Source organism: Allobosea sp. 117 (genome assembly GCF_000702305.1).
Lineage (GTDB): Bacteria > Pseudomonadota > Alphaproteobacteria > Rhizobiales > Xanthobacteraceae > Ancylobacter.
In genome coordinates this window covers 442,734-460,851 of sequence record NZ_JNLC01000010.1, presented here as the reverse complement: position 1 = coordinate 460,851, position 18,118 = coordinate 442,734, and the positions used below count along the sequence as shown (strand labels likewise).

Below are 18,118 nucleotides of genomic sequence, written 5' to 3'. Positions count from 1 at the left end.
TCGGGGGCGTCCCGTTCGTTCGTCATTGGCTCACGCGCCGCCGGCTTCCGCCCTGCAGATGGTGTCGAGGAATTCGAGGAAGGCCCGCACCTTCAACGGCACGAGCCGGCGCGAGGGATAATAGCTGTAGAGCGGGAAACGCTCGTCCGACCAGTCGGGAAGGACTTGCACCAGCCGGCCGCTTTCGAGCCATGGGCGAAGGCCGAGCTCGAGACTCTGGAACAACCCCTGCCCCGCCTCGCAGGCCGCCAGTGCGGTGGAGGGGTCGTCGGTGACGAAGCGGCCGGCGACATCGACCTCGACCACGTCGCCGGCGCGATGGAACTCCCAGGTGAAGGGCCGGCCGGACTGCGGATCGCGGAACAGCACGCATTCATGATCGGCGATGTCGGCCGGCGTCGCGGGGACGCCGCGGCGCGCCAGATAATCGGGCGAAGCACAGGTCACGATCCGGGTGTCGAGCAGCTTGCGCGCGATCAGGCTGGAGGCGTCCGGCGCTCCGAAACGGACCGCGAGGTCGACGCCGCCCGCCATCATCTCCTCGCGGTGATTGGTGGTCAGCATCTCGGTGAGGAGCAGGGGGTGGCGCGCGGTGAGCTCGGGCAGCCGCGGCGCCAGCACGACGCGGGCGAACCACGGATCGGCGCTCAGCTTCAGGCGTCCCCGCACGGCCGAGCCGGCGCCGGCGGCGTCCTCCGCCGCCTCCTCGATGCCCGCCAGCAGCGGCGCGACCTGATCGAAGAAGCGGCGCCCCTCCTCGGTCAGCGCGACCGAGCGCGGGGTACGGTGGAACAGCTTGGCGCCGATCCTGGCCTCCAGCCGGGCGATCGCGCGGCTGATGCCGGACGGCGTGAGCCCGACAATGTCGGCGGCGCGGACGAAGCTGCCGCCCTCGACCACGGCCATCATCACGCCGATTCCCGAAAGCAGCCGCGCATCGAAACCCATGATGATTTCCAGTCAATACAGACTGGACAATGATGCGCTGGAAGCACGCTCCTTGCCAAGGCATTGATCTGAGCATCCAACACAGGAGGCTCTCATGACCTTGCAGAACAGGAAGATTATTATCCTCGGCGGCACGTCCGGCATCGGCCTCGCCGTCGCGAAGGCCGCGGCGGCGGAAGGCGCGCGCATCGTGGTCGCGTCCAGCAATCCGGCCCGCGTCGCCGACGCGCTCGCCACGCTTGGCGGCAGCGCCAGCGGCCAATCGCTGGACCTGACCGACGAGGAGGCGATGAAGGCGTTCTTCGAGGAGACCGGCGCGTTCGACCATCTCGTCTACACGGCCGGCGAGGCGCTTCAGCTCGCGCCGCTGGACGGTACCGACCTCGCAACCGCCCGCCGCTTCTTCGAGCTGCGCTATTGGGGGGCGTTCTCGGCCGCCAAGCACGCGCACCGGCTGATCCGCCCCGGCGGCTCGATCGTCTTCACCTCGGGCGTCGCCGGCATGCGTCCCGGCCCCGGCTGGTCGGTGGCGGCGAGCATCTGCTCGGCGATGGAGGCGATGACCCGCGCGCTCGCGCTCGAGCTGGCGCCGCTCCGCGTCAATATCGTCTCGCCGGGCGTGGTGAAGTCGCCGCTCTGGCGCGACATGACGACCGAGGCGCGCGACGCGCTCTATGAAGCGGAAGCCAGGCGCCTGCCGGTCGGCCATGTGGCGGAGCCGCAGGACATTGCGAGCGCCTATGTCTATCTGATGAACCAGACCTATGCGACCGGCCAGACGCTGGTGGTCGAGGGCGGCGGCCTGCTGGTCTGACACACTGCAAGGATCGCGTCAGCTCTTCGCTCCGTCCTCCTCGACCCGCACATGCGTCTGCGCGTCGAAATAGCGGAGCCGGTCGGCGGGAGCGAAGAGGGTGACCGACCGGCCGGGTTCGGGCATCGGCTCGCGCCAGGCGGTGAGCACGACGAGCCGCTCGGCGCCGCCGGCCGTCTCGAGATCGACGAGCAGCGAGGCGCCGAGCGGCTGCAGCGCCAAAACGGTGGCCGGAAAGCGGATGCCGGGTTCGTCCGAGGGTTCGATGCGGATGTCCTCCGGCCGGCAGCCAAGGATGAGCCGCTCACCCGCCGGCGGCGCATAGCCGCCCGTGGGTTCGGCCGGCGCGCCGCCGATGGCGATGGCCGGTCCCGCGCGATCGAGGTCGAGCAGGTTCATGCCCGGGCTGCCGATGAAGCGCGCCACGAAGGTGTTGGCGGGATGCTTATAGACGTCGCGGGCCGAACCGATCTGCTGGATGACGCCGCCGCGCATGATGACGATGCGCTGGGCCATGGTCATCGCCTCGACCTGGTCGTGCGTCACATAGACGACGGTCTTCTTCTGCTGCCCGTGGAAGCGGATGAGCTCGGAGCGCATCTCCTCGCGCATGCTGGCATCGAGGTTCGAGAGCGGCTCGTCGAACAGGAAGACGTCCGGCTCGCGCACCATGGCGCGGCCGAGCGCGACGCGCTGGCGCTGGCCGCCGGAAAGCTGGCGGGGCTTGCGGTCGAGCAGCGCGTCGAGGCCGAGGGTCCGGGCGACCTTCTCCACCTGCCGCGCGCGCTCGGCCTTGGCGACGCCCTTCACGCGCAGCGGAAAGCCGAGATTGTCGGCGACCGACAAATGCGGATAGAGCGCGTAGCTCTGGAACACCATGGCGATGTCGCGCTCGCTCGGGCGCAGATGCGTCACCTCGCGCGGCCCGATCGAGATCGTGCCCGTCGTCGGGTCCTCAAGCCCGGCGATCATGCGCAAGAGCGTGGTCTTGCCGCAGCCGGAGGGACCGAGCAGGACGGTGAACTCGCCGCTGCGGATGGTCAGGTCCAGCTCGGGAATCACCTGCGTGGCGCCGAAGCTCTTCGAGACGCGGCGAAAGTTGACGTCGGCCATGTGTCTTGTCGCTTACCGTATCGTATCGCTTTGAAGGGATGGGCCGGCCCGAAAGCCGGCCCCTCGCGTCACTTCTTCTGGTAGCCGAGCGACTTCATCAGATCGTCGAGGCCCTTATTGGCCTGCGTCATCGCCGTGGCGGGGTCGATCTTGCCGACCCAGGCGGCGAAAAGCTGGTCGTAGACGATGCGCTGCATCTCGACATATTCGGCCAGGCCCGAGGTCAGCGGGACCAGGGTCTGGGCATCCTTCACCGGCTTCAGGAAGGGGAATTTGTCGAGCCATTTCTGGTTCGAATAGACGTCCGTCCGGTAGGCGCCGGAAGCGCCCGCCTCCAGCATGATCTCCTGGCCCTCATGGCTCGTCGCAAAGGCGATGAAGTCGTAGGAGAGCTGCGGCTTCGGCGCATTCGCCGCCACCGAGATCTGGTAGCCGCCGAGATAGTCGTGGCGCTTGGCCGAGAGCGATTCAACCGGCGGCAGGGCGTAGGCGACCTTGCCGATCACCTTGCTGGAATCCGGATTCTCGATGTCCGGGAAGAAGCCGAACCAGTTCACATACATGGCGCCATTGCCCTGCATGAAGGCGTTGGTGGCTTCCGCATAGCCCATCTCGTTGGCACCCGGCGCGGTGAAGGGCTTGATCTCCAGCCAGCGGGCGAGCGCCTTGGCGCCGTTGCCGTCATTCAGCAGCATCGGCTTGAAATCGCGGTCCCAGACGAACTGGGTGGAGTTCGGCGGCATCGGCAGGCTGGCGAGGCGCACCGTCCATTCGGAATAGCCGCCATCCTGCTCGCCGGGCATGGAGACGACGCCGTAAACATTAGTGGCCGGGTCGTTCAGCTTCGCGGCATAGGCCTTGAACTCGTCCCAGGTCTTGGGCGGCTCCTTGAGGCCGGCCTTCTCGAACAGGTCGGTGCGATAGGCCAGCACCTCGATGAAGAAGTCGATCGGCGCCGCCCAGTGCTGGCCGTCGATCACGTCATAGGCGTCGACGATGCCCGGCAGAAAGGCGTTCCACTCGATCTTCTGCTTGGCCTTCGCCTCCAGCGGCTCGAGCGGCTGCACCCATTTGTTCTTCACGAAGATGGGCAGCCAGATGCAGTCCAGCACCATCATGTCGTACTCGTCCGAATTGGCGGTGCCGAGCAGGACTTCCTTGTTGTAGGCGTCGGAATAGGGGAACTGGTCGACGGTGACCTTCACGCCGGTCTTGGCCTCGAACGCCTTGGCCAGCGCCTTGAGGCCGAGGCCGTAGGGCTCGCCGGTGGCGATGATCCTCAGCTCCTCGGCGCTGCGGGCGGGCGAGAAGCCGGCCGTCGCTCCCATGAGAAAAGCGCCGCCGAGCAGCGCGGCCGCGGCGCGGCGCGTCAATCCCTTGATCTTCATGGTTTTTCCCTCTGTCCGGTTTTCCAGGATCGCGTCTATGCCACCAGACTAGGGGAAAATGATCATGAATGGCAAATAGAATGATCGATAGTGATTGATACTGGCGAAATCGGTGCTCTATAGTGAGTGATATGGAAAAGTCCAAACGCGCCCCCGGTGTGCGCCGCGCCGAGATCCGCCGCATCCTGCGCACCCAGCAGGCGGCCACCGTCGAGGAGCTCTGTGCCCTGCTGAACGCCTCGCCGGCGACGATCCGGCGCGACCTCGCGGCGCTGGAGCAGAACGAGGAGCTGGAGCGCAGCCGCGGCGGCGCCGTGGTGCCGCTGCTGCGCGAGGCCGAGCAGAACTTCGCCCAGCGCGAGGCGCGCGACGCGGCGGAGAAGCAGGCCATCGCCGAGGCGGCGGTGCCGCTGCTGGTTCCGGGCTCGACGCTGTTCCTCAATGACGGCTCTACGGTGATGGCGATCGCCAAGGTGATCGTCGAGAGCGGCATCGAGCTGTTCGTCGCGACCCCGGCCGTGAACGTCGCCGCGACGCTGTCGGAAAGCCCGGAGGTCACCGCCTGCCTGCTCGGCGGCTTCGTGCGGCAGACCTCGCTCGCCACCAGCGGCCCCTTCGCCGAGGCGATGGCGGCGCAGATCAACGCCGACCTCGCGATCATCTCGCCGGACGGCGTGCATCCCGAGCAGGGCCTGACCTTCATGAACGCGCAGGACGCCGCGCTGGCGCGCCGCATGGCGGAGCAGTCGCGGCGCGTGCTGGTGGTGGCGACCCGCCCCAAGCTGATGTCGGTGGCGCGGGTCAGCGGCCTGCCGCTCGGCCGGGCGCATCAGCTCATGGTGGGATGCCCGCTCGGCGAGGTGCCGCAGGGCATGCGCGAGGCCGGCATCGACATCGTCTCGGCCGTCGAGGGTGCGCGCGCATGATCGGCCCCAAGGCACGCACCGGGCGGCAGGGCCTCTGGTTCTTCCTGCCGGCCGCCGTCTTCCTCACGGTGGTGCTGATCTATCCGCTCGTCTATTCGCTCTATGCCAGCTTCACCAATATGCGGCTGACCAGCCCGATCACCCGTTTCGTCGGGCTCGACACCTATGCGCTGGTGCTGTCGAGCGAGCTGTTCCGTTCCTCGGTGTGGATCACCGTCGTCTTCCTGAGCTGCGCCATCACCCTCGAATTCCTGATCGGCTTCGGCCTCGCCTTGTCGTTCCGGGCGATGCGCCACACGCATCCGGTGATGCGCGCACTTCTGATGCTGCCGCTGATGGCGACGCCGGTGAGCGTCGGCCTCGTCTGGAAGCTGATGCTGAACTCGGATTTCGGCATCGTCGCCTATGCCGGCCAGCAGCTCGGCTTCGGCAACATCCTCTGGCTCGCCGATCCGTTCTTCTCGATGGTGTCGGTCATCGCCATGGATGTGTGGCAGTGGACGCCCTTCATGTTCCTCATCCTGCTCGCCGGGCTCGAGGGATTGCCGGAGGACGTGTTCGAGGCGGCGGAGGTGGACGGCTCGGGGGCGTTGGACCAACTCCTGCATGTCACCCTGCCGCTGATGTCGCGCATCATCGTCATCGCGCTCGCCTTCCGCGTGATGTTCGCCATCGCGACCTTCGACACGGTGTTCGTGCTGACCAAGGGCGGTCCGGCGCGCGCCACCGACCTGATCACCCTGCTGATCCAGCGCGAGGGGCTGGTGAACCTCAATGTCGCGCTTGCTTCCGCCATGTCGTTCCTGGTGCTGCTGATGGTCACCGTGTTCAGCGCGTTCACCTTCAAGAAGGTCCTCGCCAATGGCTGAGCGGCGCCGCAAGGGCTGGCGCGAAGGTGCGCACGTCGTCGCCAACATGATGATCGTGGCGCTGTTCCTGTTCCCGCTGGCCTGGATGTTCCTCGGCGCGTTCAAGGCGCAGGGCGACCTCCTGTCGCCGACGCCGGTGTGGTTCTTCACCCCGACGCTGGAGCACTGGCAGTTCATCTTCGAGAACTGGAACGTCGAGCGGCACATGGTGAACAGCGTGATCGTCAGCGTGCTGACGACGCTGCTGACTCTGGCGCTCGGCCTGCCGGCCGCCTATGGCCTCGCCCGCTTCCCGATCGCCGGCAAGGATGCGATCACCTTCGAGATCCTGAGCCTGAAGATGATCCCGCCGATCGCCGCGGTGGTGCCGCTCTTCGTGCTCACCCGGCAGGTCGGGCTCTACAACACCCTCACCGTGCTCGTCCTGCTCAACACCGCTTTCCAGCTTCCCTTCGCGATCCTGGTGCTGAAGTCCTTCGTCGAGGAGATTCCGAGCGAGATCGACGAGGCGGCGCGCGTCGACGGCTGCGGCTCGTTCGGCGTGCTGTGGCGGGCCATCCTGCCGCTCTCGGTGCCGGGGCTGATCTGCTGCGCGGTATTCGTGTTCATCTTCAGTTGGAACGAATTCATGATCGCCAACACGCTGGTGGGCGGCGACCTGCGCCCGCTGCCGCCGATCGTCGGGCTGGCGCTCACCCATCGCGGCATATTGTGGGGGCCGGCGCTGGCGCTCGGCGTCGTGGTGCTGCTGCCGGTGCTGGCGCTCACCTTTGCGCTGTCGCGCTACATGGCGCGCGGCCTCACCTTCGGAGCGGTGAAGGGATGAGCCCCGAGGCGGTGCTGGCGGGCCTGCCGGTGTGGCAGGGTACACCCGAGCTGACGCGGCTCGAGGAAGGGCGGACCAACCGCAACTTCATCATCCGTGACGCCTCGGGCACCTATTTCGGCCGGGTTGGCGTCGACCTGCCGCATCACGGCATCTCACGCCTTCAGGAACGGCTCTGCGCCGAGCTTGCCGCCGCGCGGGGCGTCTCGCCGCGCGTGCACTATGCGGGGGAAGGCGCGCTCGTCACCGTGTTCATCGAGGGCGAGACGCTGAAGCCCGCCGGGATGCACGACGCGGCGACGCTGCGCCAGACCGCCGAGGTGCTGCGGCGGCTGCACGCGGAACCGGTCGCCGAACCCGCGCTCGAACAGCGCTGCGGCGTCCGCGCCTCGCACGCCTATCTGAAGCACCTGCCGGATAGCGACCTGCCGATCGCCCGCGATTTGATGCTGGAGCGGCTCGGCGAGCCGGCCCCGGCGGGCGACCACCTCGTCCACAGCGACATCATCCCCGAGAACCTGATCCGCACCGCCGACGGGCTGCAGCTCATCGACTGGGAATATGCCGGCGTCGGCGTGCCCGAGGTCGATCTCGCCTCGGTCATCGCCAATGCCGACCTGACGCCCGCAGAGGCGGCGCTGCTGTGCGCCGCCTACGGTCCCCACGACGCCGCGCTGGTGGAGCGCCAGCGCGTGGCGCTGGTGATCCGCGAGGCGCTGTGGTGCCTCACCCAGACGCGGTTCAGCGGCCCGCCGGAGGGCGACCTCGTCGCCTATACGCAGCTCTGCATCGCGCGGATGTCGCAAGAGTTTCCATGAGCGCATCCATGAGTGTCCGTTTCGATATCGCGGTGGTGGGCGCCGGCGTCGTCGGCGCCGCCATCGCCCGCGACCTGTCGCGCTACGAGCTCAGGGTCGCGCTCATCGAGGCCAATCCGGACTTCGGCGACGAGTCGAGCAAGGGCAATTCGGCGCTGATGACCGAGGGCCATGATACCCCGGCCGGCACGCTGGAGCGCGACCTCGTGGTACGCGGCTATCAGCGCTACATGGCGGAGGCGCCGACGCTCGGACTGCCGATGCGCAGGACCGGCGCTCTGATGCTGGCGTGGACGGACGAGCAGCGCGCGACCGTCGAGCACGTCGTCGAGGAGGCGCATGCCGACGGCTTCCCCCGTCTCTCCCTCATGGAGGGGGAAGAGGTGCTGCGCCGCTGGCCGCAGTTCCGTCCCGGCGTGCTCGCCGCCGCCTATATGCCGGACGAGGTGATCGCCGATCCCTTCTCCACGCCCTATGCCTATGTGCTCGACGCGGTGACCAACGGCGTCATTTTCCTGCGGCCCTGGCGGGTGAGCCGGGCGGAACGCCTCGCCGATGGCTGGCGGCTGGCCAACCCGCAGGGCGAGACGATCGAGGCCCGCCTCGTCATCAATGCCGGCGGGCTGCGGGCGGACATCGTCGAGGGGCTTGCCGGCTATGCCGACTTCCGCATGAAGCCGCGGCGCGGGCAGTACATCCTGCTCGACAAGCCGGCGCGCGCGATCCACGACATCATCGCCTATCCCACCCCGACCCCGACGACGCGGGGCATCCTCATCGCCCCGACCATCTTCGGCAATGTGCTGGTCGGCCCGACCGCGGAGGAGGTGGAGGACCGCGACGACCGCTCGGTCACCGAGGACGGGCTCGCCGCGCTGAAGCGCGCCATCGACGAGATGGTGCCGGTGCTGCGGGACATGCCGGTGAACACGATCTATGCCGGCATGCGCCCGGCGACCGACCACAGCGAATACCAGATCATTCCGCGCTTCGCGGAGAACTGGCTCACCGTCGCCGGCATCCGCTCGACCGGCTTCTCCGGGGCGCTCGGCATCGCCGAATACGTCATGTCGCTGGTCTTCCCGGTCGTGTTCGACCTGAAGCCGACCAAGCCGCTGCGCGGCGTCACCGTGCCGGACCTCGCGGAGACCAGCCTGCGTCCCTGGGCCGATGCGGATCGTATCGCCGCCGACCCGGCCTATGCCGAGATGATCTGCCATTGCGAGCGCATCAGCGTCGGCGAGGTGCGCGACGCACTCGCCTCGCCCGTGCCGCCGGCCAGCATCAAGGCGCTGAAGCGGCGCACGCGTGCCATGTTCGGGCGCTGCCAGGGCTTCTATTGCGGGGCGCGGGTGCAGGCGATGTTCGACGCGGCGCAGGCGGAGCGCTCCGGCTGCGAAGCCGCCGCGTGCGGAGACAGGCGCGATGCGTGATCCGGACGTCCTGATCGTCGGCGCCGGCCCGGCCGGCCTCGCCGCCGCCGCCGAGCTCACGCGCCGCGGCGTCGGCGACATCCTCGTCATCGACCGCGACGATGCCGCCGGCGGCCTGCCGCGCTTCTGCGCCCATCCCGGCTTCGGCATCGGCTATCTCGCGGTGCCGCGCTCGGGACCGGGCTTCGCCGCCAGCCTGCTGCACGCGCTGGAGGGATCGGGCGTGCGCCTATTGTGCGGCACCACCATGGTCTCGCTCGACGCGGGCCCCACCGTCACCGTCACCGGGCCGGAGCTCGGCCATCGCGTGCTGCGGCCCAAGGCGGTGATCCTCGCCACCGGCATCCGTGAGGCCAATCGCGGCAACCGGCTGGTGCCCGGCGAGCGGCCCGCCGTCGGCGTGCTGACCACCGGGCTGCTCCAGCAGACGGTGGCGCGCAAGGTTCCCTTCCCGGCCGGCATGAAGGAGCTGGTGGTGGTCGGCACCGAGCACGTTTCCTTCTCAGCCATCTGGACGGCGCGGCACGCCGGACTGAGGGTGCGGGCGATGGTCGACGAGCGCGCCGCCGTCGCCTCCTTCGCGCCGGCCGGATGGATGGCGCGGGCATTCGGCATCGACATCCGGCTGAGCAGCCGGGTCGCGGCGATCCGCGCGCGCGACAACCGGGTGGCGGCGGTCGAGATCGAGACGGGAGGGCGGCGCGAGACGCTCGCCTGCGACGGCGTCGTGTTCACCGCCGGCTGGATTCCCGAGGTCGCCGCCATCGCCACCGGGCCGATCGGCATCGACCGGACGACGGGCGGTGTCGCCACGGACGAGAACGGACGTACCGATCTGGCCGGCGTGTTCGCCGCCGGAAACATGCGGCATCCGCTGAAGGCGAGCGGCTCCTGCGCGCGGCAGGGCCGCAGCGTCGCGGCGACGGTGGCCTCCGCCCTCTCCTCTCGATAGCCGGCGAATGGACGGCGCGGTTACGCTTCCGTCTCGACGTCGAACCCGCTCAGATGCCGGTAGTGCGGGTTGAGCATGGCGAGCACCGGCAGCGTCGCCGCTCCGCGCGCCACCGCGTCGGCGCCGAGATCGGCCTTCATCAGCCGCGGCAGCGTGCGCTCGGTGAGGGAGATGGAGACGTGCAGCGGTTCCACCCGCTCGATCAGCGCCTCGATCAGCCATGCCGGTGCATCGCCGCCGAACATGATCGTCTGCGGATCGAACAGGTTCTCGAGGGTGTTGATGCCGCTGCGCAGCGGATCGATCGCCTCGGCGATCCAGCCCGCGACGAGCGGATGGTCGGCCGCGAGCTCGTTCTCGAGCTGGTGGGCGTCCTGCACCTCCAACCCCCGCGCGGCGAGATAGCGGACCAGCGAATCGACCGAGACATAGGTCTCCAGGCATCCGCGCTTGCCGCAGATGCAGCCGTGCCCGCCCGGCACCGCGATGGTGTGCCCGAGCTCGCCGGCATTGCCGTGCGCGCCACCAAAGGCGGAGCCGTCGGTCATGATGCCGGTGCCGAGGCCGTTGCCGAGATAGAGATAGACGAAATGGCGCAGCGTGCGGGCGGCGGCGCCGAAGCGCCATTCCGCCGTCACCGCGCATTGCCCGTCATTGGCGAGCGCGACCGGCAGCCCCGTCGCCTTCTGCAGCGCCTGGCGCAGGATCAGCCCGTCCCAGCCGGGCAGGCGCGGCGGGCTCATATGCGGCACGCCGAAGGGGCCGGGCGTGGCGAGCCCGATACCGAGGAAGCGGCCGGCGTCGCCGCGCGCGCGGGCCAGCAGGCCGTCGACGCTCGCCGCCAGATCCTGCGCGACCTTGGTGGCGTCCACGCTGCTGAGCGGGTGCGTCTCGCGGTGGAGCACCTCGCCGCCGAGATTCATGACGACGGCGGAGGCCCGCCCGAAATCGACGTGGAAGCCGATGGTGAAGGCGCCGTCCGGATGGATGGCGACCGGCTTGGGCGGCTTGCCCACGCGCCGCTCCTCCAGCTTCTCCTCGCGTACGAAGCCGAGCGCGAGCAGTTCGTCGACGAGGTCCGACGTCGCCTGCTTGGACAGGCCGGTGATGTCGGCGATGACGACGCGCGGCAGCGGCCCATGGATGCGGACCGCCTCGAACACCACCCACAGATTGACGAGCTTGGACTTGACCGCATTCGTCGCGCGCAGCATGCCGGCACTCTCGGAGTTAATAAGTCAAGTTGACGGATTAATTATTGACACAGTCCGAGGCACCCCGCACTCTGCGCGGCAAGGCGTAATTCAAAAGCCAGAAGGGGTCCATCCATGTCCATCGAACTGTCCCGCCGGGGCGTCCTGCGTGCGGCCGCCTCCGCCGGCGCGCTCGCCGCCCTGCCCGCCGGCTTCTCCTCCCGCGCCTCCGCCGCGGAAGCGCTCAGCGTGTTCGGCCCGCTGCCGCCGGACCCCGCGCCGCCCGGCGCGGCGAAGTTCGCCGAGGCCGCCTTCGAGGCCTGGCAGAAGGCCCACAACGCCACGGTCAGCTACGACCTCTTGGCGTGGCCGCAGCTTCACGACCGCATGGCCACCGCCTTCGCCTCCGGCTCGGCGCCGTGGGACGTGACCTATATGTGCGGCTGGGTGCCGGAATTCGTCTCCTTCCTCACCCCCTTCGCGGACGAGCTGCCGAAGGCGCTGGTCGACGACCTGCCGGCATCGAGCTTCGAGACGGTGACGTGGCAGGGCAAGCGCTACGGCGCGATATTCACGCTCTCGCTGCTCACGCTGTTCTTCAACAAGGAGCATCTTGCCTCGATCGGCTTCTCCGAGGCGCCCAAGAACTGGGACGAGTTCAAGCGCGCCACCAAGGAGCTGACGCGGGACGGACGCTACGGCTTCGTCGCCAATTATGGCGATCCGGCCGGCATCGGCGGCACGGCGAGCTACTGGATGGCCTTCCTGCAGCAGGCCGGCGGCAAGATGTATGGCGAGGACGGCCTGCCCGCCTTCAAGAGCGAGGCCGGCGTCGCGGCGCTGCAGATGATGATGGACCTGATGGCGGCCGGTACCGACCCCGGTTCCATCTCCTATGCCGGCATCAACGACGCGACCAATGTGCTGATGTCCGGCCGCGCCTCGATGATGATGAACTGGCCCTTCATGTGGAACGCGGCGCAGGACCCGGCCCAGTCGCAGATCGTCGGCAAGCTCGGCAGCGCCATCCTTCCCGCCGGGCCGGCCGGCAGCGCCTCGATCGACGGCACCGATGCGTGGACGGTCAGCAAGTCCAGCAAGAACCCGGCGCTCGCCCGCCAGCTCGTCGAGTTCTATCTCGACGCCGAGATCCAGAAGCGCCAGGCGCTCGACACCGGCTGGCTGCCGATCCGCCTCTCGGTGCTGGCCGATCCCGAAGTCCAGCAGAAGCTGCCCAACGCCGCGGTGGTGCTGGAGCAGGCCAAGCACCCCTATAACAGCTTCGTCACGCCCGATTTCAACCAAGTGACGCAGGCGGTCGGCACGGAGGTGCAGAAGGCGCTGCAGGGCCAGAAGACGGCGGCGCAGGCGATCGCCGACGCCTCCGATCTCGTCACCGCGATCGTGAAGCGCCGCGGCTGATCCGTCCGATGGCGTCCACGGCCACCTTCGAACAGCGCCGGCGCTATGCCGGCCTGTTCCTCGTCGCGCCGGCCATCCTCGTGCTGGTGGCGATCCTCGGCTACCCGATCGTGGAATCGCTGATGCTGGCGCTGCACAAGGTGCAGCTCAGCGCCGGCGCCATCCAGCGCAGCTTCATCGGGCTCGGCAATTTCGAACGGCTGCTGGCGGACGAAACGTTCCGCCGGGCGGCGCTGAACACGCTCTATTTCTCGGTGGCCGAGGTGGTGCTGGTGGTGGTGCTGAGCTTCGCCATCGCGCTCCTGCTCAACCATCCGCTCGGGCGCCCGGGGCTGTTCCGCATCCTGCTGGTGGTGCCGTGGGCGATCGCCCCGGTAGCCAATGCGGTGCTGTGGAAGTGGATCCTGAACGCCAATTACGGCGTGCTGAACGGGCTTCTGCAGGCGCTCGGCGTGATCGACACTTACCAGGTGTGGCTCGGCACCCCGGCCTCGGCGCTGAACTTCCTGCTGCTGGTCGACGTCTGGAAGTCCGTTCCCTTCGTCGCCCTGCTGCTGCTTGCCGGGCTGCAGCGCGTGCCCTCGATCCTCTACCGCGCGGCCTATATGGACGGCGCCAGCCGCTTCCAGGCGTTCCGGCATGTCACCCTGCCCTCGATGCGCGGCGCCATCGCCATCGCGGTCGTGCTGCAGACAATCTGGTCGCTCAGGGTGTTCGACCTCGTCTTCGTGCTGACGCGGGGCGGGCCGGCGGACGCCACCGTGCTGATGAACTTCCTCGCCTACCGCGTGACCTTCAACTTCCTCGACATCGGCTATGGCGCGGCGATCGCCAATGTCATCTTCATCCTGACCCTGCTGCTGGCGATCCTCTACATCCGGCTGGTCCGGCCGGCGGAAGGGGCCGCGCGATGAGCTATGCCCTCTATCGCCATGGCGGACCGGGCCTGCGGCTGGCGACCTATGCCGGGCTCGCGCTGTTCGTCGTCTGGTCGGCAGCGCCCGTCGTGTGGCTCGTGCTGTCGAGCCTGCTCCAGCAGAAGGCGCTGATCGCCCGCCCGCCCGATCTCTCGCCACAGAACCTGACGCTCGACAACTTCATCATCGTGGTGGGATCGGCGGCGGCGCTCGGGCGCGGCATCCTGAACTCGCTGGTGGTGGCGCTGTTCTCGACCGCGGTGGCGCTCGCGCTCGGCGCGCCGGCCGCCTATGCGCTGGCGCGGCTCTCGGTGCCGCGCGCCGACGCCATCGCCTTCCTGGTGCTGGCGACCCAGATGCTGCCGAGCATCGCCATCGCCATCCCGCTGTTCCTCGTCATCAGCCGGCTCGGGCTGATCGACAACGTGCTCACGCTCGGCGTCGTCTACCTGTCCTTCAACCTGCCGATCGTGATCTGGATCCTGCGCGGTTTCTTCCTCGGCATCCCGGCCGGCCTCGAAAAGGCCGCGGCGATCGACGGGGCCGGCGTGCTGCGCACCTTCTGGCACATCGTGCTGCCGATCTCGATCCCGCCGCTCGGCGCCGCCGCCGTGTTCGCCTTCGTCGAGGCCTGGAACGAATTCTTCTTCGCACTGATCCTCACGCGCCAGTCGGCGCAGACCGTGCCGCTGGTGATCGCCGCCTTCGCCGGCCAGTACCAGACCGTGTTCGGCCAGATGATGGCCGCCGCGCTCATCAGCGTGGTGCCGGTGATCGTGCTGGCGATCGTGTTCCGCGACTGGATCGTGCGCGGCTTCGCCGACGGGATGATGAAAGGATGACCTCCGTGCCGCACCGAGCCGAGCCGAACCGATCCGTGCCTGCCATCGAGCTGCGCCGCGTCGCCAAGAGCTTCGGCACCGTGCAGGTCTGCCGGGACGTCGATCTGGCGATCCGGCAGGGCGAGTTCGTCACTCTGCTCGGCCCCTCCGGCTGCGGCAAGACGACGACGCTCAACATGGTCGCCGGCCTCGAGGACTGCACCGACGGCGACATCCTGCTGGCGGGGCGCCGGGTCAACGAGCTCTCGCCGGTCGAGCGCGACGTCGCCATGGTGTTCCAGAACTATGCGCTCTACCCGCACATGACGGTGGCCGAGAACATCGGCTTCACGCTGCGCATGCGCCGGGTGCCCCGCGCAGAGATCGAGGCCCGCGTCGCGGCGATCGCCGCCTCGCTGGAGCTATCCCATGTGCTCGGCCGGCTGCCGGCGCAGCTTTCCGGCGGCCAGCAGCAGCGCGTCGCCATCGGCCGCGCGCTGGTGCGCGAGCCGCGCATCTTCCTGTTCGACGAGCCCTTCTCCAACCTCGACGCGGCGCTGCGCGTGAAGATGCGGGCGGAGGTGAAGCAGCTCCACCAGCGGCTCGGCGTCACCTCGCTGTTCGTCACTCACGATCAGGAGGAGGCGATGTCGATCTCCGATCGGATCGCGGTGATGAATCGCGGCCGTGTCGAGCAGTTCGGAACGCCCGAGGAGATCTATGCCCGGCCGGCGACGCGCTACGTCGCCTCCTTCATCGGCAGCCCGCAGATCGAGCTGATGTCCGGCGTGGTGGAGGTCCGGGACGGCCGCCCCACCGTGCCGCTCGGCTCGGCGCGCCTCACCCTCCCCGAGGAGGCCGGCGTGCGGCCGGGGCAGAGGGTCGAGGTCGGCGTGCGCCCCGAGCATGTGCGGCTCGGCGGCGAAAGCCTTTCCGCCACCGTCCGGCTGGTGCAGCCGGTCGGGCCGGCGACCCATGTCGTCCTCGATTGGGACGGTGGCTCGCTGACCACCACCCTGCCCGGCTTCAGCCGGCTTCGGCCCGGCGAGACCGTCACCGCCGGGATCGACCCTCGTGACGTGCTCGTCTTCGACCAGGAGACCGGCCTGCGGCTCTAGCCGCAGCGGTCGCTTTCGCTGTGCCAACCCGAATAGGTGATCCCATGAACAAGCCCGTTCTGCCGAACTCCGTGGAGGCGCGGGATATCGCTTTCCATCTGCACTCGCAGACCAACCCGCAACTGATCGAGGAACGGGGTCCTCTCGTGGTCGCGCGCGGCGAAGGGGTGCGGATCTACGACGAGGCCGGCAAGCCCTATATCGACGCCATGGCCGGGCTTTGGTGCGCGTCGCTCGGCTTCTCGAACGAACGCCTCGCCGCGGCGGCGGGCCGGCAATATGCGCAGCTCGGCTTCTACCACACCTTCTTCCAGCGGACGATGGAAGGGGTGGCGCGGCTCGCCGAGAAGCTGGTCGACCTGACCGGCATGGAGGGTGGCAAGGCCTATTTCGCCACCTCCGGCTCGGAGGCGAACGAGACCATGGTCAAGCTCGCCTGGGTCTATCACACGGTGCGTGGCAAGCCGACCAAGCGCAAGGTGATCGCCCGCGAACGGGCGTTCCATGGCTCCACCATCGCCGCCGCCTCGATGTGCGGGCTCACCTTCATGCATCGCGAGTTCGGCCTGCCGCTGCCGGGCTTCCTGCACACGCTGTGCCCCGATCCCTATCGCGGCATGCTGGAGGGCGAGGACGAGGCGGCCTTCGTCGAGCGCCTCGCCTCCGAGCTGGAGAAGCTCATCCTGCGCGAGGGTCCCGACACCATCGCCGCCTTCATCGCCGAGCCGATCAACGCCGGCGGCGGCATCATCCTGCCGCCGAAGGGCTATTTCGCGCGCATCCAGGAGGTGCTGAAGAAGTACGACATCCTGTTCCTCGACGACGAGATCGTCTGCGGCTTCGGGCGCACCGGCAACTGGTTCGGCAAGGAGACGGTCGACGCCAGCCCCGACATGATGGCGCTCGCCAAGGGACTGTCCTCCTCCTATTTCCCGATCTCCGCCGTGGTGGTAGCCCCGGCGGTCTATGAGGCGGTGAAGGAGTTCAACAAGGCCGGCGGCAATTTCGGCCACGGCTTCACCAATTCGGGGCACCCGGTCGGCGTCGCGGTCGCGCTGGAGGCGATCCAGATCTACGAGGAGATGGGCCTCGTCGAGCATGTGCGCAAAATGGGCGCGCGCCTGCGCGGCCATTTCGAGCGCATCGGCGCGGCCTCGCCCATCGTCGGGCAGGTGCGCGGCGCGGGGCTGATGCTGGGCATCGAGCTGGTCGCCGACAAGGAGAAGCGCACGCCGCTGGATCCGCATCTGCAGGCCGGCCCGACCTTCGACCTGATCGCCTATGAGAACGGCCTGATCGCCCGCTGCATGGGCGACGTGCTCGGCTTCTCGCCGCCGCTCATTGTCAACGAGGCGGAGGTGGACGAGATCGCCGAACGCTGCGAGACGAGCCTGAAGCAGCTCGAGCGCCGCCTCGGCGTCGTCTGAATCCGGTCCGGCGACGCGCGCCCGCGGGGAGGAGCCACGCGATGATCCTCGCCTGCGGCGAGGCGCTGATCGACTTCTTCGTCGATGCGCCCGAGGATAAGCATATGCCGGCGCGGGCGGCAGACACCGTCGGCGCCGGCGACACCTTTACCTGCCATGAGCTTCCGTAAGACCGGCGAGCTCATCGTGGGTGCAGCCTTCCGGCAAGGGCTCGTCACTGCCAGGGCATGAGCCGAGTCTTCGAATAATAGCCGGCAATTGAACTCTGGTGCACGCCCTCGATCTTGGCATAGTTGCCGGGATAGAGCTCGGTCTCGATGCCCAGCAACGAGGCCGCGATCCCGACATGCAGGCGGTCGGTGACGATCTTGCCGTAGCCGCGCAGAATCTTGAACAGCGGGACGACGGTCTTCATCTCGCCCCCGAGCCCGCTCAGGTCATAGCCGTCACCGACGATCTTCTGGCTGGGGTGGCGCTCCTTGTCCTGGCGGAAGAAATATCCGGTCTCACCTCTCGCTGGCGGCGGCGCGATATCGAAGTCGAGGAAGAAAGCCATGTCGTGGCAGAACGTCGCCTCAGGGCAGACCTTCAGGCTTTCGTGCGCGTCGCGCGCAAAATAGGTCACGCGCCCATCGGCATCGTCGAGCGGATCGAGTTCATAGGTCGTCGGCAAAACGACGACATGATCGACCATCAGCCGCATCTTCGCGACGAAATTGCGCGAGCCCGACCAGTTCTTGCACCAGGCACCGCCACCGCCGGCCAGGACGACGACGTCGGGCATCCGATATTCGATCGCCCGCAGGCCTTCGGCGATCTTGAGCAGCGTCGCCTGCGTGCGCAGCTCGGCATCGATCCCCATGCTCTCGAGAAACTGCAACGTTCCCGTATGGATCAGGCCGTCGCCCCAGTTTCCGACATTGGGCGCATAGATCACGCGCTTTCCGGCGCAGATGCGTTTCAGCGTCTCGCACAGCTCGGCGAAAGGCGGCTCACGGCGCAGATTGTCGAGTCCCATGCCATCTCCCAACCGTGTCCGTTCCCGGACGGGTGTCTTCGATGGCGGGAAGCCTGCCCAGCGAGCGGCCAATGATCAATGTCAAAGTGACGGCGGGCTCCAATGCCGGGCTCGA

At 68.2% G+C, this 18,118-nt stretch carries 18 protein-coding genes; 13 read left to right on the top strand and 5 right to left on the bottom strand.

Annotation, left to right across the window (positions count from 1 at the left end; translation table 11 throughout):
- Positions 1-30: 30 nt before the first annotated feature.
- Entirely contained in the window at positions 31-948 is a 918-nt protein-coding gene (locus U742_RS0104155; protein WP_029350333.1) for a LysR family transcriptional regulator, read from the bottom strand.
- Between the two features lie 94 nt (positions 949-1,042).
- Between U742_RS0104155 and U742_RS0104150 the strand changes: the two genes are divergently transcribed.
- Positions 1,043-1,762 (top strand): SDR family oxidoreductase, encoded by a 720-nt coding sequence (locus U742_RS0104150; protein WP_029350331.1) that lies wholly within the window; start codon positions 1,043-1,045, stop codon positions 1,760-1,762.
- Between the two features lie 18 nt (positions 1,763-1,780).
- Here the strand turns inward: U742_RS0104150 and U742_RS0104145 are convergent, their stop codons facing one another.
- Together U742_RS0104145 and U742_RS0104140 are read right to left on the bottom strand one after the other, a co-directional pair.
- Positions 1,781-2,875 (bottom strand): ABC transporter ATP-binding protein, encoded by a 1,095-nt coding sequence (locus tag U742_RS0104145; protein WP_029350324.1) that lies wholly within the window; start codon positions 2,873-2,875, stop codon positions 1,781-1,783.
- Positions 2,876-2,943: 68 nt separating this feature from the next.
- Positions 2,944-4,263, bottom strand: coding sequence for an ABC transporter substrate-binding protein (locus U742_RS0104140; protein ID WP_029350322.1), 1,320 nt, complete (start codon positions 4,261-4,263; stop codon positions 2,944-2,946).
- Between the two features lie 131 nt (positions 4,264-4,394).
- On the opposite strand from U742_RS0104140, the gene U742_RS0104135 reads away from it, so the two are divergent.
- Genes U742_RS0104135 through U742_RS0104110 form a run of 6 tightly spaced genes read left to right on the top strand, consistent with a single transcriptional unit; the run spans position 4,395 to position 10,087 of the window.
- Complete coding sequence (locus U742_RS0104135; RefSeq protein ID WP_081852812.1) at positions 4,395-5,189, top strand: DeoR/GlpR family DNA-binding transcription regulator; 795 nt, start codon at positions 4,395-4,397, stop codon at positions 5,187-5,189.
- On the top strand, positions 5,186-6,058 hold the full coding sequence (locus U742_RS0104130; protein ID WP_029350318.1) for a carbohydrate ABC transporter permease: 873 nt from the start codon (positions 5,186-5,188) through the stop codon (positions 6,056-6,058). The genes U742_RS0104135 and U742_RS0104130 overlap by 4 nt, the downstream gene beginning before the upstream one ends.
- Positions 6,051-6,884, top strand: coding sequence for a carbohydrate ABC transporter permease (locus U742_RS0104125; RefSeq protein WP_029350316.1), 834 nt, complete (start codon positions 6,051-6,053; stop codon positions 6,882-6,884). Before U742_RS0104130 ends, U742_RS0104125 begins: the two co-directional genes overlap by 8 nt.
- Positions 6,881-7,702 (top strand): choline/ethanolamine kinase family protein, encoded by an 822-nt coding sequence (locus tag U742_RS22435; RefSeq protein ID WP_029350314.1) that lies wholly within the window; start codon positions 6,881-6,883, stop codon positions 7,700-7,702. Before U742_RS0104125 ends, U742_RS22435 begins: the two co-directional genes overlap by 4 nt.
- Before the next feature lie 8 nt (positions 7,703-7,710).
- The gene (locus U742_RS0104115) at positions 7,711-9,135 is read left to right on the top strand and encodes an NAD(P)/FAD-dependent oxidoreductase (RefSeq protein ID WP_051660850.1); all 1,425 of its coding nucleotides are present in this window, start codon (positions 7,711-7,713) and stop codon (positions 9,133-9,135) included.
- Entirely contained in the window at positions 9,128-10,087 is a 960-nt protein-coding gene (locus U742_RS0104110) for an FAD-dependent oxidoreductase (protein WP_051660849.1), read from the top strand. The genes U742_RS0104115 and U742_RS0104110 overlap by 8 nt, the downstream gene beginning before the upstream one ends.
- A gap of 20 nt (positions 10,088-10,107) precedes the next feature.
- Here the strand turns inward: U742_RS0104110 and U742_RS0104105 are convergent, their stop codons facing one another.
- Positions 10,108-11,301, bottom strand: a complete 1,194-nt coding sequence (locus U742_RS0104105; RefSeq protein ID WP_029350309.1) for an ROK family transcriptional regulator — start codon at positions 11,299-11,301, stop codon at positions 10,108-10,110.
- A gap of 114 nt (positions 11,302-11,415) precedes the next feature.
- On the opposite strand from U742_RS0104105, the gene U742_RS0104100 reads away from it, so the two are divergent.
- Genes U742_RS0104100 through U742_RS23685 form a run of 6 tightly spaced genes read left to right on the top strand, consistent with a single transcriptional unit; the run spans position 11,416 to position 17,155 of the window.
- On the top strand, positions 11,416-12,702 hold the full coding sequence (locus U742_RS0104100) for an extracellular solute-binding protein (RefSeq protein ID WP_029350307.1): 1,287 nt from the start codon (positions 11,416-11,418) through the stop codon (positions 12,700-12,702).
- A gap of 8 nt (positions 12,703-12,710) precedes the next feature.
- Positions 12,711-13,616: a carbohydrate ABC transporter permease gene (locus U742_RS0104095; protein WP_029350305.1), complete on the top strand. Its 906-nt coding sequence runs from the start codon at positions 12,711-12,713 to the stop codon at positions 13,614-13,616.
- Positions 13,613-14,461, top strand: a complete 849-nt coding sequence (locus U742_RS0104090; protein WP_029350303.1) for a carbohydrate ABC transporter permease — start codon at positions 13,613-13,615, stop codon at positions 14,459-14,461. The genes U742_RS0104095 and U742_RS0104090 overlap by 4 nt, the downstream gene beginning before the upstream one ends.
- Before the next feature lie 35 nt (positions 14,462-14,496).
- Positions 14,497-15,558 (top strand): ABC transporter ATP-binding protein, encoded by a 1,062-nt coding sequence (ugpC, locus tag U742_RS0104085; protein WP_029350301.1) that lies wholly within the window; start codon positions 14,497-14,499, stop codon positions 15,556-15,558.
- 44 nt (positions 15,559-15,602) lie between these two features.
- On the top strand, positions 15,603-16,985 hold the full coding sequence (locus U742_RS0104080; protein WP_029350299.1) for an aminotransferase: 1,383 nt from the start codon (positions 15,603-15,605) through the stop codon (positions 16,983-16,985).
- Between the two features lie 41 nt (positions 16,986-17,026).
- On the top strand, positions 17,027-17,155 hold the full coding sequence (locus U742_RS23685) for a hypothetical protein (RefSeq protein WP_282568312.1): 129 nt from the start codon (positions 17,027-17,029) through the stop codon (positions 17,153-17,155).
- A gap of 44 nt (positions 17,156-17,199) precedes the next feature.
- Here the strand turns inward: U742_RS23685 and U742_RS0104070 are convergent, their stop codons facing one another.
- Complete coding sequence (locus U742_RS0104070) at positions 17,200-18,003, bottom strand: polysaccharide pyruvyl transferase family protein (protein WP_029350298.1); 804 nt, start codon at positions 18,001-18,003, stop codon at positions 17,200-17,202.
- Between the last annotated feature and the right edge of the window lie 115 nt (positions 18,004-18,118).